Here is a 16,749-nt window from a genome sequence, read left to right on the forward strand (position 1 = left end):
AGTTAGCGATTTTTGTTCAAACCTGTACCTGTCTGGTTGACAGTATATGTCCAGCGTTGTCGTCTGCGCGCAGGTGTATCATAACGTAGCAATAACCATAATAACCGCGCGTAGATAGCAGGAATAGTTAAGCGTCCACCAGCGATAACATGATAATCATATTGCCAGCTACCAGCTGCATAACTGTCACTGACTCCGCCAAATGGACATTGGCTAGCACATACCACCATATGACCATGTTCATATGCACGTTTTAATGCACTCGCTAAACTCTCAGAGTAGGGAACATTGCCAGCACCAAAACCTAATAAAATAATACCGCATGGCGGCTCAGTCAACAGTGCCTCTAGTTGACTGCCCAAGATATCAGGCGCATTGGGTAGACAGTATAGCGCATGTATGCTTGCTCGTTTGGCACGCGTTTGGATGTCATCAGTAGCCGTCATTTGGTCATCGAGCCAATGCTGACGACGCGTGTCTGGCAGCTTTTTTACATAACTGTTGTTTGGGTAGCCAGCACGAATATGACCAGTAAAAGCCATAAAGTCATGACTATGAATCTTTTGTACTGTTTGTGCAGGCCATGACTCTCCGCCAAAGCTAATTTTGACGCCAGATTCTCCAGCTGCTGCCAGACGTAGTGACTCACTAAGGTTGCCCCATGCATCGCTATTTGCATCAACAGTGTATGTGTGTAATACATCACTATCTAACAGTGGGCGCATACTACCCGTAATTACCAAACATATATCACTACCTGCAAAAGCTTCTGCCAAAAATGCGCCAAGATAACTCAAAGTATCTGTACCTGTAATGAGTATAAATTGACGACATCCTTTCGAATAGCTATCTAGTATTAACTTATAAAAGTGTACAAAATCGTTTGAAGTTAGCTGACTACTATCTTTAATTAGTGTGTTATCTAACCATGAGAGCTCTGGCAAATAGTTAGTTTGGCTATAATCGGTGAATAGCGTTTGCAAAGCTGGCAAAAAGATATTGGCATCTAGGGGAGCCAATGGACGTCCATAACTACCAAAAGTCCCACCAGCATAAATGAGCTGAATAGCGTTGGATGATCGATTTGTCGAGGTTGAAGGTAATGACATGAGTTTACCGTACTAGAAGTGAGTGAAAAGAATAAAATAGGGTTAATATAAATGATAAACCGCAAAATAGAAACAAGCATCCTATTTTCATAAGATGCTTGTTGATAAACACTTTTTGTTCAAGACACTGTAGAGTAATTTACCTTTATATTAAGCAGTACGCGCTAGCATCTCTCTTGCTTGATTTTTTTGCTCGCTATTACCGTGAGTGACGACTTCATTGAGTAGGCGTTTGGCACTATCGTATTCACCCAGTTGTAAGTACTGACCTGCTAAGTCTAATGTTACCTGACTGCTGTCCAAAGTCTGAACAAAATCGAAATCTGTTGCAAACTGTGCAGCAAAATCACTGTCGGAAGCTGCAAGTGTCGTATCGTTTTGAATATCTACATTGTGATCATTGGTTAAGCTGATATCATTTTCATTCTCTACTGGTGTAACAGCAGTAGGTAAAGTTGCAACTTCATCGAAATCAAATTCGTCATCTATTGATGGAGTATCGTCAATACTCTCATCAGTACTATCGTCAATCACTTCATGAGTCGCTGCTAATTCTAGTTGTGTGTCCTCATTTACAACTGGCTCGTCGCTACTGTCTGTTGTCCCAAGTCCAGCAAAACTGTCTACAGCGTCGTTGCCTGATACCTGAGCATTCTCATTAAGGTTTTCTTGAGTGTCTAATGAGTTTGTAACAAGTGTGGTGTCTTCAACTACTAAGCTGTCTTCAACTACCAAGTCGTCTGTAATCGCCAAGCTATCTTCATCTTCTAGTAGTAACCCAAAATCATCATTAGTAGTCTGAGTATTGTCCTCTTGATTAGTAGTGTCTGTCTCATTAATGGTATCTGTCTCTTCAACCAAGTCATCAAAATCTAAAACAAATTCGTCATCCGAGCTGACATCTTGTGACTGGTTATCTTGCGTTTGAGTACCATTAAATTCTAGCTCTGATGAGCTGCTATCATCTGTCATCAAATCAAAATCAAGCATGAAGTCATCGTCAACGTTTATGTTGTTTACGTTTTGATCCTTATCAACATCGTCTATAGTAACAGGCTGCGTACTAGTCTTTTCGTCACTTGTCTCTTCGGTTATATCAAAGGCACTAACATCATTGTCATCTACTGTAGTCTCATAGCTATTAGCGTTTAGATCGTTGGTTTCTACGTCTGTGCTTTCTAAATCAGCTAACGTAAGGTCAAAATTGTCATCAGAGCTATAATCAGTTTCAGAGACCTTTGGTTGCAATGACAAAGCTTCACTAAATGCTTCGGTATTATCTAAACTGTCTTTATTCGTATTTGACTCAACATCCGTAACGGTCTGTGAGGTAGATAGGTCAAAATCGATACCTTTAAATGCAGCTTCATTATCAGATTCAGGCTTCACCGGTTGATTTTGCGTTTGTTCTTGGTCTAATAAAACTTTGAGTTTGTCCGCATTGTCTATAGCGACTGCATCACCAGACAATTTAATCACGTTATAAGTTTTGTTAAAATCATCATGTTGATTGAGCGTAGCATGAATATTTAATAGCTTGTGTAATAACTCAGAATCTTGGGGTTTTTCAGTTAAACCTCGTTCAAGGGTTTCAATAGCCTTATCATAACGCTGCTGATCTATAAAACGTTGCGCAACAGTTAATGGATCAAATTTGGTCGCGTTTTGCTGAGCGGGGACTTGTTTTGAATCTATAGTTGCCGTCTTTGGCTTCGATGTCGACGCATGAGCATCTACGTTTTTATTGGTCTTATCCAAGTGTTGTGTGGTCGGTTGTTTGGCTTTATTTTTGCGTAGCACAAGCACCGCTACTAATAAAATTACTACCAGACCTACAATGATATACAGCATATTATCCATAAATACTCCTAAGCCTACGAGCCTTGTTTACAGCATTTTATGCTGAGCAGACAGGCAATTATTGATTGCGTAATTTTTTGAGACGAGCTTCAAGCTCAGCCAGTTTTTGGTTTTGTAGTTGTAGTTTTTTGGCATAGCTACCAAGGGTACTGTTGGTTGCTGCTACCCGCTTAGCCTGCTCAGCGGTCCGTTGACGCGCCGTTTTTAGTGTGGCTAAAATATCTGTGCTCAAACCATTACCAGTTGCCGCGGCAGCTTTGGTTTGAGTGCCATCAGCGCTACCATCACGACCAGGCGCAACGACAGAGAAACGTGCTTTTGGCAAGGTTTTAGGAGCGACTTGTGAGGGCTTATTTGAATGTTTAGCTGTTGCTTTTGTTTTAGAGGCCATGTCTGTAGACGCTGTTGATTCTTCATTGCTAGTCGAGTCTGCAGCTGTCGTCTTTTTTCTCTCAATGCCCTTCTTTTTAGCTCGGTTGACCTGTATGTAATGTTGTCTTTGAGCTGCGATGGCGGTTTGTAGGCTTTGCTGTGAAGGCACAATGTCATAACTGGGTAAGCTCAGCTCAGCGTTGGCTTTTAGCAAGTCAGCATCCTTTGCAATAAAAGCATCAGGGTTTTGCGCCTTTATTTGTTTCATAACCGTTGATACATCGAGATTATTTTGCTGTGCAATCTGCTGAGAGATAATCCAAAGATTGTCATTACGTTGTACGGTATAGCTTGTCATGGCTGTACTTTTACTGTCTGACATAGAGTCTGTGGCGGCTATATCAGTACCGGTATTTGAGGAAACGGTAGCAGAGGGCAGCGGTGCGTTGGACGAGGTACTTATCACCTCAATATCATTATCCTTTGTGAAGGGGATGGGCCGATTTGCGCTATTCTTTAGATCTGTTTTTAGCTGTATTTGACGAGTTACTTGAATATTTAGGATATCGGCTTGTCTATTTGTATTAGTAGCATTTTTAATAGAGTCAGTCGCAGTAACCTTTCTGGACATACTACTATCTGGTGCGCTGTTTTTTTGCGTATTATCGTTAGCAGCCAAGCTTGTATTAGAAGTAACCGTATTTTTTAACTCTAAAGGACTTTTTGAGTCACTGATATTTGTTGGAACTGTTTTACTGGTCTGTTTGACGTTAGTATTATTCGCTGTTGGATTAAGATCGCTTAAAGTACTGTTATTTAAATCGTTATTAGATAAACTTGTTGTTTTTGTCACCTTTGATGTGCTCGCAAGTGAAGCATCTGAAGTCTGAGGCGTTGTTAAAGGTATGATGTGAGCTTGGCTTATCACTGCTGGTGCACTGATACTAGATGTCTGGCGCAAGACAGTTTTTGGCAATGCCTGCATTGATGCTGGCGCTTGTGTATTTGGTGCCATGATCAGTGGCGGCGGTGCACCGCGTCTCACTGTTAGAGGTTTAGCATTAGAGTTTGATACTACTGGTAAGTTTGGTTTTGGCGCATTTGATACGACTCGTTTGGACTGTTTAATTGGTACGTTATTATTACCAAGAGGCATCAGTAGAGTCTTAGGGATGACATTGCGTTGTCCATTATCATTTATTGCTAGTACGACATCTGCAAATGGCATTGATACAGGCTGTGATGTCTGGATAAGTAATTGACCAGCGGTGGCAGAAGTCGGTATAAACTGCACAGACATGGATGCTGTAGGGGTCAGTCCCATTTGCTGATAGATCACAGGATTGGCAATACTGGCTGCAAAATCTTTAGCATCAATGTCGGTGACCGTAATACTTGCAGTCAAAGGTTCATGCTGAGCTGAGGTAATGTTCGTTTTACCGATGGTGGCTGCTTGAGCAACAGGTAACCACACAATAGAGCTCACAGAACAAAGGAGTGCTACTGACACTGCGTGATGAATATTGGTCAATCGATGAGGTAAATGCCAAGACATGCGCAGCCCTTTTTATTATGACTTATTGATAAGTAAATTACGAAAATAGCCCAGTACAACCATGTTTATAGTGAAGTATTGGGTATTCGTATTGCTTCAATTAATTAATGCTCAATCTCTCGTTAACGTACTTTTCTATCCAATAACATCGCATCCCCATAACTAAAAAAGCGATATTGATGGCTAATTGCATGTTGATAAGCTTGTTCAATAGCAGCTTTACCTGAAAATGCTGATACAAGCATTAACAAGGTAGATTTGGGTAGATGAAAATTAGTTAGTAGACGATCAATCACACCAAATTTAAAACCAGGATAAATAAATATATCCGTATCGCCTGACCATGCAGCAACAATTTGTCCATCGTTTGCCGTTTTTTGATAAGCCGTCTCAAGAACACGTGCAACAGTCGTGCCAACAGCAATCACTTTTTTACCTTTTGCATGGGTTTGATTGATTAGGTCTGCGGTCGTTTGCGGTAAATGTGCATATTCACTATGCATAGTATGATTGAGTAGGTTGTCTGTTTTAACAGGCGCAAAAGTACCTGCACCAACGTGTAAAGTGACAAACGCGGTATTAATACCTTTTTGAGTCAAAGCTGAAAGAGTAGTTTCATCAAAATGTAAGCTCGCTGTGGGCGCGGCAACGCTGGCCAGTTTGGCTGGATCATGAAACACCGTCTGATAGCGAGTATTGTCAGTTGCATCAGCATGACGCTCAAAATAAGGAGGAATTGGCAGCTCACCGTAGATTTCTAAATCAGGAAGAATAGGCGCATCGAAAGCTAACACAAATAAGTTATCCTGACGACCGATCATCTCACAGCTCATATTGTCATCAGCTAACCATAAGCGTTGTCCAATTTTTGGCGCTTTACTGGATTTTACATGACACAGTGCAATATTTTGGTGTGTGGCTAATGATTCATGATTGATATTTATATCTGTTAGTTCCGCGCCTTCTACCAAACGTTCGATCAATACTTCAACGCGCCCTCCAGTATCTTTTTTACCAAATAGTCGCGCTTTCATTACTTTAGTATCGTTAAAGACAATAAGATCGCCCGCGTCAAGCAACGACGGTAATGCGGTAAATAAATGGTCTTGAGGCAGACTTGTTTGTTCTGATTGATCTATAGCGGGTACATAAAGCAACTTAGAATCCGAGCGCTTAGCTAACGGATAGCGAGCAATTAGCTCGTCTGGTAATTCATAATCGTAATCGGCTACGCTCAGATAAGTCAGTGGGCTATCATCATGTTGAGTATCATTCATATCGGTATCGTTATCTACGTTAGGAGTGGTGGTTTTGATGTTTAAGTTGGTCATAATGAGTCATACAGGTAGGTAAAATTTTGGCATTAGTTTAGCAGAAACGGGATAATAGCGGAAAAGTTCCAAATACAGTCAGATCAATATAAAAAAGACACGATTAATCGAATAAGGTAAGCTGCGGTAGGGGTTGTGTTGCAGAGGCTAGAGACGAGTAGGTGACGCCCACGAGTCTAATAGGGAGAACGCGAGGTATGTCTAAAAATAACTTATCTAACCAATAATGAGCAGACTCTGCACCTACAAAAGCCGTAGATAGCGTATGTGAGCGCGTTATTTGTGTAAAATCAGCATATTTTATCTTGAGCGTAATTGTATAAGCGATAAGCTGCTTGCTTTCCATCTGTCTAAACGCATCGGCGTTTTGCTCATATATTTGTGAGCGTAATAGGTCGTTGTCATTTAGGTTGTCTCTAAAAGTTGTTTCTGAGCCGACTGACTTATGCCGTCGTTCAGACTTTACCAGTCGCTCATCACGACCATGCGCAATATCATGATAAAACTGTCCACGTTTACCAAACTCGTTAACTAACAATGCTGCGGGCACCTGTCGAAGATCAGCACCATTAGCTACTCCCATGGCATGTAGGCGCTTAGCTGTGGCCTTACCAATACCGTGAAAACGCTCTATAGGCAACGTACTTATAAATGCTGCTGCATCAGCAGGGGTAATAATAGCGGTACCATTAGGTTTATTTATATCAGAAGCAATTTTTGCTAGCATTTTATTAAACGAAACACCTGCTGATGCCGTTAGTCCTGTTTGATCTAGTATTTGTGCTCGTAACCAGTTAGCCATTAAGGTAGCTGAACCTTTATGCACTTGAAGACCTGTAACGTCAAGATAAGCTTCATCCAAAGATAGTGGCTCAACATGCGGTGTCAGACTATACATGATAGAGCGAATTTGGCTACTGACTGCTCTATAAACATCAAATCTTGGTCGTACAAATATCGCCTCTGGACAACGCTTGCGAGCCTCGTAGCAAGACATTGCAGAGCGCACACCAAATTTACGTACTTCATAACTAGCAGCAGCGACCACGCCGCGACCGCTTGGGTCTCCACCAACGACTAAAGGTTTACCACGATATTGAGGAAAATCTCGTTGTTCGACGCTGGCATAAAAAGCATCCATATCTAGATGAATAATCTTACGAGGGGTAGGTGTGATAGAAGCTGTCATAGTTTCTATTTTACCTGAAATTGTAGGATTTTTGAGTAATGGTTGTTGAACACAAGATGTAATTGAAGTGATTTGAAATCGGATACTAACCAGCTGCCCTATAATGGCTTTAGAGTAGATCATCTACTATGACAGGTAATAGACACGCTTTTGAATATATGACCATTTATTAGTCTTGACGAAATTCATTGAGCAATAAAAGCTGTCTTTATTCGATTAATTTTACCATTTAAGATTACATTTGTACCACTTATAACAATGAAAAAATAAGTAGTAGCCGTTAGTACTGTTAGTTTGCTAAGTTAAGTCAAGATTGTTCAGAGCCATATCTTTAAGTAGACAATCTACGGCTATATTATTTAATTTTACTAAATAATATATATTGAGATTTTAATAAGTCTAAAAAGGTTGCCATTTAGAAAATGGTAATACCATAAATATTCAATTCTATTTTGAATAATAAAAGGTGCAAATTTTACATTATTATAATGTAACAAATCTTTTAAACTTTCAAAAAAACTAATGACTAAGGAGTTTAAAATGAATAATCAATTGAAAGGCAGTGACCTCACTCGAGCAATGTTAAAAAACGGCGAACAAAATATATGGTGTGCAGTCGATGACGAGAGTGACGAGCGTGCTATTACAGACCATGAAAACAACGACTTTACTGCTCGTATTGTATCCTTTGTAGATGGTAAATTTATCTGTACGAGCGGAGCACCATGGACATATGCTGTACCCATTAAGATAGTTGCAATCACGCAAGAAGAGGCTGGGTTATAAATATTGGCCGTAAACGATGTAAAAAAGGATAATTAAGATGATTATTAAAGGTATGAGTTGGTACTGATAAGGTTCATACTTGAAAATATATAATCTATATACAGTTGAGTAAGCTGTATCTTATAGGGAGTTTTAATACTCTAATTACGTCACTAAATTATCCTTGAGCTTTTATAGCTTTTATAGCTTTTATCTTTATCGAATCAATCAACAGAGCTTTATCCCTATCTAAAAATACAATCTTAATAGTTAACAATCATAGAAGTAGTGCCTACAAAAAATTATTAGTATATAAAATAACGCTAACTTTACTGCTTTTATAATGTTTTCAATTAAAGAATATAACTCTACTGCTGCGTACCTGCTTTTATCACTTAAGCAATTGGTATAGTTAATCAACTATACCAAAAGTTCTTATACCCAATTGAGTTGATAATTAAAAGTACATAATTCTCGAGCTTCTTGTCTCTAAAAACCTTATATAGTCGATTCTCTCTAAAAATGACATAGCGCTACTGGTATAAATTTTACTTGCGTGCTGTCACCACAGAGGCTGCGCAAAATTCATCCCAGTAGCGCGCTTAAATTTATAACAATTTTATTTTGAACTGACTATACCTACCTCGTTTCTCACTTGTTGTAGACAACTCAATATGTCTTGAAAGCAAATTTAATATTTTTCTGATTATGAAGAAGATATAGCGACTTATTTAGCGCATCTTAGTTCTATTTCACGATTTATATTATGAATGAACAAACGTTCAAATTATTTCTGAACAGAACGAACATTAGTAAACTACATTATCACGTTAAACTATTCCTTCCCTTAACATATGCATTATGAAGCAGAAAATATTTGCGCTTTATATAAGTATTGACGGTTATTATGCAAGATAAGCGGTAAATTAAGCTTCTAATGAAGTATTTATAGAAACATGCTACAAAGCAGTAAATTTTTAAATTTAGATTTACAAACAAATATTTATTAATAATATCTTACTTATTATTGAAATATTGTCAAGTATATGTATAATCTCCTTGTAAATTAGTTATTATTTGTTCATTCTTAGCGTTTGCCTTAATAAATTATTGCGCTAATTTTATTGTTGTACAATTCTGATGATACTGCACTTATGAACCCTATTTATCGTATTAAGCTTACCAATTCAAATTTGTTATCTATAGTCCTTAGTGCCTCTGTGTTGATTACAGGTTGTGGCACGGGCGCTAAAGGTAGCCAACATAATATGAGCCAGCCAACAGTTAAACAGTTGAGCAGTTCTTCGCTCGTTTATTTGACTGGCGCTACTGAGGCCAAAAACTCGAACGATAGCAGCATAGAAGAATGGATGACTATAGCCAAAACCAACTATGACTCAAAAAACTACTCACGAGCATTAAGAGCGGCTAATGAAGCGCTCAGTATCGACAATCAGATTGTCGAGGCTCGTCAGATTGCGATGCTATCGTCTGTTAAGGTCATGCAAAGTAATGTGGACGCTTACCACGACAACGCGTTGATGAATAGCCATGATAAGGCTACGTTCAAAGAAACTTTGACCAATATGACTACCTTGATCAATAACTCTGATTAAACCATCCTTTGGTTAAACTACTCTTGAGTAAATAGATCTCTCAATCTAATACTAATAATAGCGAGCACCGACTTACCATGAACAGTATTAAAAGCAGTATAAAAGTTAGTTTTAAGTTGCCTAAAGCTATCTTTTCGGGTCTGCTTATTATAGGCACTGCTATGGGTACAGCACATAGTGAGCTTGTCATACAAGAAAAAGATCCAGGCTCAAGCGTTATTAATCAATACGCTAAGCTTAAAAATGCTGATGCAAGATCACCACAGCTACATCAATTAGTTTCAGACCTAAATCAAAGGCTGTCAGCCAATCCAGATGATTCTTTAGCATGGGAGATTTTGGCACAGATTTATTATAGCAATGGCTATCATGCTGATGCTGTCTATGCAGCAAGCGAAGCGATTGAGTTAGGTCACAGCACTGCCAAGCTCAAGAATATACTACTAAATAGCAGTGCTATCGTTTCCCAAAAACAGCTGCAATCAGACTACTTAACTGATGAGGTTGATGCAGAATTTTTAAAAGAATATCAATACTCCCTTAGCAAGATATACGGGGAGATCTACGAGTTTAATTACGATGAGTCTTTACCGAAACCGCCAGCACCTGTCATCAAGCCTAGAGCGGTAAAAAATAAGACTAAATCGAGAAAACAGCGCCGTACATCCGTCAAGAAAAAAGCTTCTCCTGTGAAAAGAAAAGCAGCAGTGAAACAAAGGCGCGCTCCTACCAAACCCGTCAAAGAGCAGTCTCCCTCTAAAAGTAGTCCTTCTATAGCTACTGACCCATTTAAAAATGTACGTTCAAAATAGCAATTGCTGAGGTAACTTATTATGGCAAAGCAAGACAGTGTGCAAAAGAAACTCGCAAAAGTACGTGCTCCTCGGGTACATCTTACTTATGACGTCGAAGTTGGCGATGCGATCGAAACTAAGGAAATTCCCTTTGTCGTTGGCGTGCTGGGTGAGTTCTCAGGTGACTCTACGCTTGAACAACCGCGCTTTAAAGACAAGAAGTTTGTTGAAGTAGATTTGGATACTTTCGACGAGGTAATGTCAGGACTAGCGCCGCGCGCGACCTTTAGAGTTCAGAATGATTTGAGTGACACAGGTGGCGAGTTTGCGGTTGATTTAGCATTTAATAGTATCGACGATTTTCGTCCTGAAGCTGTGGCCGATCAGATTGAGCCATTAAAGCAGTTGGTACAAGCACGAGATCGATTGGCAGATTTACGTAATAAGATTTCGGCTAATGAAAAGCTTGAAGATTTACTGGACGATGTGCTTAAAAATACTGAGCAAGTCAAAAAAATGGCCGAACAAAATCAAACTGACGGTGAGGATTAAATGATGAGTGCCCAGGCCCAGCAGAACATAGCAACCGATTCGTTGAATAATGAAAGCTACGACTTACTCGAAGAAATCGTCAATAAAAGTAACGTTGCCAAGTCCGATGATGAGAAAAACCGCGCGAAGTCGCAAATCGCAGAGCTGGCCAATGAAGTCATGCAAGGCACAGTGACATTATCAGATAATCTATCGGCATCAATTGACGCGCGTATTGCTCAGATTGATGCGCTGATCTCTAAGCAGTTGACTACGGTTATGCATGCTCCTGAGTTTCAGAAGCTAGAATCTAGCTGGCGCGGTCTACATTACCTATGTAGCCAAACGCCATCAGAATCCATGCTTAAGATACGCATGATGAACACCACCAAGCGCGAGCTTACCAAAGACTTTCAATCTTCGATAGATTTTGACCAAAGCACGTTGTTCAAAAAGATATATGAAGAAGAGTTCGGTAGTTTTGGCGGCGAACCCTATGCAGCAATCGTTGGCGATTTTGAGTTTACTCGCCAAAACTCTGATATGTATCTGCTTGAGCAATTGTCTCATGTGGCAGCAGCTTCTCATGCACCATTTGTATCGGCTGCATCAGCCGAGATGTTTGGATTAGATTCATTTACTGACATCGGACGCCCTAGAGATTTATCCAAAATATTTGAAACGGCAGAATACATACGCTGGCGTGCTTTTAGACAGTCAGAAGATGCACGTTACGTGGCTCTTACGGTGCCTAGATTTTTAGGGCGTCTGCCTTATGACCCAAAAGAAGGGACAGTGGTTGAAGGTTTTAATTTTACAGAAGAAGTCTCGGGTAATGATCATAGCGACTATCTATGGGTGAATGCCGCTTATGCATTTGCTTCGCGTCTGACTGCTGCATTTTCTGATTATCGCTGGTGTGCGGCTATTCGCGGCGTTGAAGGGGGTGGCTTAGTTGAAGGTTTACCTGTCCACACTTTTAAAACCGATGATGGTGATTTGGCACTCAAATGTCCAACCGAGATATCTATCACTGATCGCCGTGAAAAAGAGCTGAGCGATTTAGGTTTTATTCCATTAGTTCACTGTAAAAATACTAATTATGCGGCCTTTTTTGGAGCGCAATCAGTACAAAAAGCCAAAACTTATCAAAACGATGATGCTAATGCCAACGCTGTGTTATCGACCCAACTACAATATATCATGGCAGTATCACGTATTGCCCATTACCTAAAAGCGATGATGCGCGACAAGGTTGGTAGCTTTTTATCGCCTGGTAATGTTGAGTCGTTTTTGAACGACTGGATTTCTCGTTATGTCTTGCTAGACGACGGCGCCTCTCAAGAAGCAAAAGCCCAGTACCCACTGCGCGAAGCTTCTGTACAAGTTGTAGAAGTGCCAGGTAAGCCTGGCGTCTACAAGTCAGTGGTCTTTTTGAGACCACACTTTCAACTTGACGAATTGTCTGTTTCTTTGCGTTTGGTCACTCAACTACCGCAGTCTAGCAACAGCTAATCGTTTATTAAAATCCAACGTTAAGTTTAAACTTCTCAAAACAAGGTATGTGATATGAAAGACATTTATATTCAGTTCCGTGGTAAATACAAGATTGACGGCGAGTCTCGTGATAGCGAGCATAAAGGCTGGCTTGAAGTAAATACCTGGGACCATTTGATCCGTCAACCAAAGTCAGCGACAGCCAGTAGTGTTGGCGGTCACACCTCTGAGCGTTGTGAGCATGCTGACATGACTTTTATGAAGGATTTGGATTCTACTAGTCCTAAGCTATGGGAAGCTTGTTCAGCTGGTTATACTTTTGACGAAATCCAAATTGATTTCTATCGTGCCAACGGTGATAAGCGCGTTAAATATCTTGAAGTTAAACTTAAACATGCGCTTATCGCTAGTGTTGAGCCTACTGTCCGTTCTGAAGGCGTACCTATTGAAAAAGTCGGTATCAAGTATGCCGCTGTTGAGTGGACTTACACGCAACAAGATATCGATGGCACTGCTAAAGGTGCTGTGACCAAGAAGTGGTCGCTGGCTAACAATACTGCCACGTATACCGCTTAAGATCGGTAGTCTGACGTGATATGTATGTATTGTGAATAAAAAGAAAGGTTTATATTTAGGCCTTTCTTTTTTATTTTTTATGATAGGAATGACTATATTAATGAATTACGCTGCTAAAGCATCTAATAAAGAAATCGGGTTTCGTCCAAACTTGTTTGAGCAATTATTTGATGACCAACCTCGTCAATTAGCGCATGAGCTTGTTGTGCGTCGTCTAAATATTGAGGAGTTAAAATCTTCTGTTGCACGAGACTTAGAATCTTTATTGAATACGCGCTGTGTGGTGTCCGATAAGCTGCAAGAATATAAACATGTGCGCTCATCAATTTTGAATTTCGGAATACTAGACTTTGTAGGGCTAAGTAGTGCCAATCCAGCAGACTGCGATTATATTTGTCGTCAAATCGCACAAACAGTGGAGCAACAAGACACCCGTTTAAAAAACGTTAGAGTTTCTCTGGATATTGGTGCTGTAGATGTTAATCAGCTATGTTTTTCTATTGAAGCCTTACTGAAAGTTTACCCAGCACAAGAGATGGTCAGTTTCGATGCGTTCTTTGAACCAAGCTCTCAACGTTATTTAATAAAATAAACTATGTCACAGTTAAATCTGTATATATAGCAGCGATAAACATATTGAGGCCCCATGGACAGTCTACTTCCTTATTTTGAGCATGAGCTTAGTCTGTTTAATAAACAGTCAAAAGAGTTTGCCAAAAAGTACCCAAAAATTGCCAATCGGCTATTGATGGGGCATGACACGGTAGATGATCCGCATATCGAACGGTTGATACAGGCTTTTTCGCTGATTAGTGCGCGCATTAATAAAAAGCTGGACGATTCGTACGCCGACTTTACCGAATCTTTATTAGAAGTCGTGTATCCCGACTATCTTAAACCTTTCCCTTCAGTATCCATCGCTCAATTTAATCTAGGTGTACAGGGCAATGCGATGAGTGAAGCTGTCTTGGTACCTAAACATACCGCGTTCTCTACCCAAAAAATAAATGGCACGCCTTGTCAGTTTCAATCAACCCAAGACGTTACCTTGCTACCACTAGAGATCGATGCTGTCAGTTTTGAGACCCATCAAGAAGTGTATGACAATCAGCATGGACTGCTCAATGGTTGTATTAGTATTAAGTTTAAAGGTCTTAACCCAAGCTTTAATTATCAAGCGTTACAGGAACACTCGCTGGATTTATATATAGATGAAGATGCCAGTCAAGGTACTAGCCTGTGGGACTTGCTATGGTGTGATGTCAGACAAACTCATCTCCACGGTAGTCAAGTTAATAAGGTAGTTGGCAGTCCGTTTGAAATAATTGGCTTCGATCCTGAGCAACAGATTTTGCCGACGCACAGAGTGAGTAATGCGGCTTCCGCTTTATTAAAAGAATACTTTTATTTTCCAGAAAAATTTAACTTTCTGCGCTTAAATCTTGGTCATGCTTGCCCTGAACTAAAAATTGATAGCAGTGGTTTTGAGATTCGTTGTTATTTCAAGTTTGATAAAAAGAACACTATTCGCCTAAAAAACCTACAACAGCTGAGTGCAAGCAGTATCAAGTTGTTTTGTACGCCAGTCGTAAATCTATTCAAGGCAGCAGCCAAGCCAATTCAAGTGACTCATCGTTCTATCTACTATGACTTAGTGCCCGATACCCGCGCGCTCTTTCAGCATGAAATCTATGAGGTCAATAAAGTCATAGAGTCCAAACAAAATGATAACCGTTTAGTACAGCGTGAGTATCATCCATTTTATGCGCTGAATCATTATGAGCAGCAAGATGAAGGTCGTTATTATCATATTAAGCGTGATAAGGATATGGCTGAATTTAAGCAGGGTTTTGAATATCAGATTATGTTTGTAGAAAAGAGCCGCGAAGATTTGTCAGGTGCGGTCAGTATGAGTGCTTCTTTGCTATGTACTAATAGAGACTTACCTGCGCAAGTGGTGTTCGGTCAAAGTCGCGGTGATCTGTTTAGTGAGGGTATGACAGGATTTAGTAGTCTGTCATTGTTAAAGCAACCAACCAGAACCGCACGTTTTGCATACACTGGTGAAGAGCGCTGGCGACTGATATCACTAATTAGTTTAAACTTTTTATCACTTGCCGCCCAAGACGCTGAGCTGATGAAAGAGTATCTATCACTGTACGACATTACCCAATCAGCCTCAAATAAACTTTTGGTCGAAGGCATTGTCTCTGTTGCGACCAGTATTAAAGCTCGGCGTATTCAACGTTTGCCACAACCAGGATTTGTGCGTGGAACCGAGATTGATATTCGTATTAATCAAAAAAACTTTGCTGGTGTTAGTATCCGTCAGTTTGCCCATTTACTGGCTCATGTTTTTGGTTATCACGCCAGCTTAAATAGCTTTGTTGAAGTTGTCATTAGTGATGCCGTAACCAAAGAGGAGATATATAGATGTCAGCCACGCAGTGGTCTCAGTCCTCTTATTTAACGGATCTAATCGCTACGCCGCAAGCCTACGATCTATTGCAGGCGTTACGTTTGGTTCATCATGAAGCCAGTATGGGGCATGCATCTATCGAGGTGCGCTACCGTGCATCATTGTCTTTGGCGTATCCACAAGCCGAGATTGAGTCGATGTCACTAATCGCACAAGACAACATGGACGACAATGCTAATCAAATAAATGCCAGTCAAGTAAAGGTTAGACAATTAGAGGTTTACCCATCGGTCATCGGACTTACTGGCCCAATGTCTGTCTTACCAGCGATGTATACCGATCAGCTAGCATCGAGAGTACATCATGCAAAAGATAAAGCGGCACCAGAATTTTTAGACTTGTTTAACCATCGTCTGACTGATTTGTATGTCCAAGCGAGCTGGTTTTATAATTTGCCGTTGCAATATGAATTAAACGATAAAAAGGACAGCTACCTTTTAAGTCTGCGAGCGCTTGCGCGTCAGCCCAAGAAATTGACGGCAATAGACAGCTTGATTGCCTATGCTGGCATGATTGCCCCAGGACGTCTGACGGCCGATCAATTAGCACATGTATTGTCACAGTTTTTGGATAGCACGGTCAGTGTTCAGCAGTTCGTTCCTGAATGGTTTGATCTACCAGCTACCGAACAGACAGCGCTTGGTGGGCAGTATGCAGCGCTTGGTGTGTCAGCATTTTGCGGCGCGCGTGCCGTGCAGTTCGACAGTAAGATTAGGATAGTATTTCATCAATTGGATGCTAAGCGCTATCTCAGATTGTTGCCAGCAGGCGATATGTATCGAGTCATCATTGATTTTATTCGTAAATGGTGCGGTGTGTGTTTGGCGGTCGAGATGCAGCTAGAGCTGGACCGCCAATATATTAAGCCCTTGTCGTTATCTGAAGAGGGTTTTGGTGGTTTGGGGCGCGGTGGTTTTTTAATATCGCAGCCTGCTACTCAGCATCATGACGACACCCGTTATGCGTTACCTATTCAATGAAAGTTATAGCACAGTAAGAGGGTTCACAAGAAGAAGGTTATAGATCAGGAAGACAAGCATCAACCCTCGCCAATTCAGTTAGAGAGTTGTCAGTT

The 16,749-nt window shown here is 40.5% G+C and carries 14 protein-coding genes; 9 read left to right on the top strand and 5 right to left on the bottom strand.

Annotated features, from left to right (window positions below):
* Positions 1-2: 2 nt before the first annotated feature.
* From BTV98_RS02880 to dinB, 5 genes are all read right to left on the bottom strand, one after another.
* Positions 3-1,109, bottom strand: a complete 1,107-nt coding sequence (locus BTV98_RS02880; protein WP_058369032.1) for an asparaginase — start codon at positions 1,107-1,109, stop codon at positions 3-5.
* A gap of 150 nt (positions 1,110-1,259) precedes the next feature.
* Positions 1,260-2,969, bottom strand: coding sequence for a FimV/HubP family polar landmark protein (locus BTV98_RS02885; protein ID WP_075102850.1), 1,710 nt, complete (start codon positions 2,967-2,969; stop codon positions 1,260-1,262).
* A gap of 58 nt (positions 2,970-3,027) precedes the next feature.
* Positions 3,028-4,896 (bottom strand): hypothetical protein, encoded by a 1,869-nt coding sequence (locus BTV98_RS02890; protein ID WP_058369030.1) that lies wholly within the window; start codon positions 4,894-4,896, stop codon positions 3,028-3,030.
* 122 nt (positions 4,897-5,018) lie between these two features.
* Positions 5,019-6,173, bottom strand: a complete 1,155-nt coding sequence (gene queA, locus BTV98_RS02895; protein ID WP_075102995.1) for a tRNA preQ1(34) S-adenosylmethionine ribosyltransferase-isomerase QueA — start codon at positions 6,171-6,173, stop codon at positions 5,019-5,021.
* A gap of 157 nt (positions 6,174-6,330) precedes the next feature.
* Positions 6,331-7,416, bottom strand: coding sequence for a DNA polymerase IV (gene dinB / locus BTV98_RS02900; RefSeq protein WP_058369029.1), 1,086 nt, complete (start codon positions 7,414-7,416; stop codon positions 6,331-6,333).
* Between the two features lie 540 nt (positions 7,417-7,956).
* Between dinB and BTV98_RS02905 the strand changes: the two genes are divergently transcribed.
* The 9 genes from BTV98_RS02905 to tssG all read left to right on the top strand — a co-directional run bounded on the left by BTV98_RS02905 (position 7,957) and on the right by tssG (position 16,654).
* Positions 7,957-8,202 (top strand): hypothetical protein, encoded by a 246-nt coding sequence (locus tag BTV98_RS02905; protein ID WP_083606069.1) that lies wholly within the window; start codon positions 7,957-7,959, stop codon positions 8,200-8,202.
* A gap of 1,133 nt (positions 8,203-9,335) precedes the next feature.
* Complete coding sequence (locus BTV98_RS02910; protein WP_075102852.1) at positions 9,336-9,797, top strand: hypothetical protein; 462 nt, start codon at positions 9,336-9,338, stop codon at positions 9,795-9,797.
* A 161-nt stretch (positions 9,798-9,958) separates the two neighbouring features.
* A complete protein-coding gene (locus tag BTV98_RS02915; RefSeq protein WP_143505596.1) occupies positions 9,959-10,609 on the top strand; it encodes a hypothetical protein in 651 nt (216 codons plus the stop codon).
* Positions 10,610-10,630: 21 nt separating this feature from the next.
* Positions 10,631-11,143 carry a type VI secretion system contractile sheath small subunit gene (gene tssB, locus BTV98_RS02920; RefSeq protein WP_058367813.1) on the top strand — a complete coding sequence of 171 codons (513 nt, stop codon included), beginning with the start codon at positions 10,631-10,633 and terminating at the stop codon, positions 11,141-11,143.
* Between the two features lie 3 nt (positions 11,144-11,146).
* A complete protein-coding gene (gene tssC / locus BTV98_RS02925) occupies positions 11,147-12,637 on the top strand; it encodes a type VI secretion system contractile sheath large subunit (RefSeq protein WP_143505628.1) in 1,491 nt (496 codons plus the stop codon).
* A 54-nt stretch (positions 12,638-12,691) separates the two neighbouring features.
* A complete protein-coding gene (locus BTV98_RS02930) occupies positions 12,692-13,195 on the top strand; it encodes a type VI secretion system tube protein Hcp (protein ID WP_025651832.1) in 504 nt (167 codons plus the stop codon).
* Positions 13,196-13,295: 100 nt separating this feature from the next.
* Positions 13,296-13,787 (top strand): type VI secretion system baseplate subunit TssE, encoded by a 492-nt coding sequence (gene tssE, locus BTV98_RS02935; protein ID WP_075102854.1) that lies wholly within the window; start codon positions 13,296-13,298, stop codon positions 13,785-13,787.
* A gap of 54 nt (positions 13,788-13,841) precedes the next feature.
* Positions 13,842-15,665, top strand: coding sequence for a type VI secretion system baseplate subunit TssF (gene tssF / locus BTV98_RS02940; protein WP_075102855.1), 1,824 nt, complete (start codon positions 13,842-13,844; stop codon positions 15,663-15,665).
* Entirely contained in the window at positions 15,629-16,654 is a 1,026-nt protein-coding gene (gene tssG / locus BTV98_RS02945; RefSeq protein WP_075102856.1) for a type VI secretion system baseplate subunit TssG, read from the top strand. The genes tssF and tssG overlap by 37 nt, the downstream gene beginning before the upstream one ends.
* The last annotated feature ends 95 nt before the right edge of the window (positions 16,655-16,749 follow it).

The organism is Psychrobacter sp. Cmf 22.2, assembly GCF_001921745.1.
Taxonomy (GTDB): Bacteria; Pseudomonadota; Gammaproteobacteria; order Pseudomonadales; family Moraxellaceae; genus Psychrobacter.

Coding starts and splice junctions, on each gene's coding strand:
- BTV98_RS02880 (WP_058369032.1), bottom strand. CDS start 1,109: ATGTCATTACCTTCAACCTCGACAAATCGATCATCCAACGCTATTCAG.
- BTV98_RS02885 (WP_075102850.1), bottom strand. CDS start 2,969: ATGGATAATATGCTGTATATCATTGTAGGTCTGGTAGTAATTTTATTA.
- BTV98_RS02890 (WP_058369030.1), bottom strand. CDS start 4,896: ATGTCTTGGCATTTACCTCATCGATTGACCAATATTCATCACGCAGTG.
- queA (WP_075102995.1), bottom strand. CDS start 6,173: ATGAATGATACTCAACATGATGATAGCCCACTGACTTATCTGAGCGTA.
- dinB (WP_058369029.1), bottom strand. CDS start 7,416: ATGACAGCTTCTATCACACCTACCCCTCGTAAGATTATTCATCTAGAT.
- BTV98_RS02905 (WP_083606069.1), top strand. CDS start 7,957: ATGAATAATCAATTGAAAGGCAGTGACCTCACTCGAGCAATGTTAAAA.
- BTV98_RS02910 (WP_075102852.1), top strand. CDS start 9,336: ATGAACCCTATTTATCGTATTAAGCTTACCAATTCAAATTTGTTATCT.
- BTV98_RS02915 (WP_143505596.1), top strand. CDS start 9,959: ATGGGTACAGCACATAGTGAGCTTGTCATACAAGAAAAAGATCCAGGC.
- tssB (WP_058367813.1), top strand. CDS start 10,631: ATGGCAAAGCAAGACAGTGTGCAAAAGAAACTCGCAAAAGTACGTGCT.
- tssC (WP_143505628.1), top strand. CDS start 11,147: ATGAGTGCCCAGGCCCAGCAGAACATAGCAACCGATTCGTTGAATAAT.
- BTV98_RS02930 (WP_025651832.1), top strand. CDS start 12,692: ATGAAAGACATTTATATTCAGTTCCGTGGTAAATACAAGATTGACGGC.
- tssE (WP_075102854.1), top strand. CDS start 13,296: ATGAATTACGCTGCTAAAGCATCTAATAAAGAAATCGGGTTTCGTCCA.
- tssF (WP_075102855.1), top strand. CDS start 13,842: ATGGACAGTCTACTTCCTTATTTTGAGCATGAGCTTAGTCTGTTTAAT.
- tssG (WP_075102856.1), top strand. CDS start 15,629: ATGTCAGCCACGCAGTGGTCTCAGTCCTCTTATTTAACGGATCTAATC.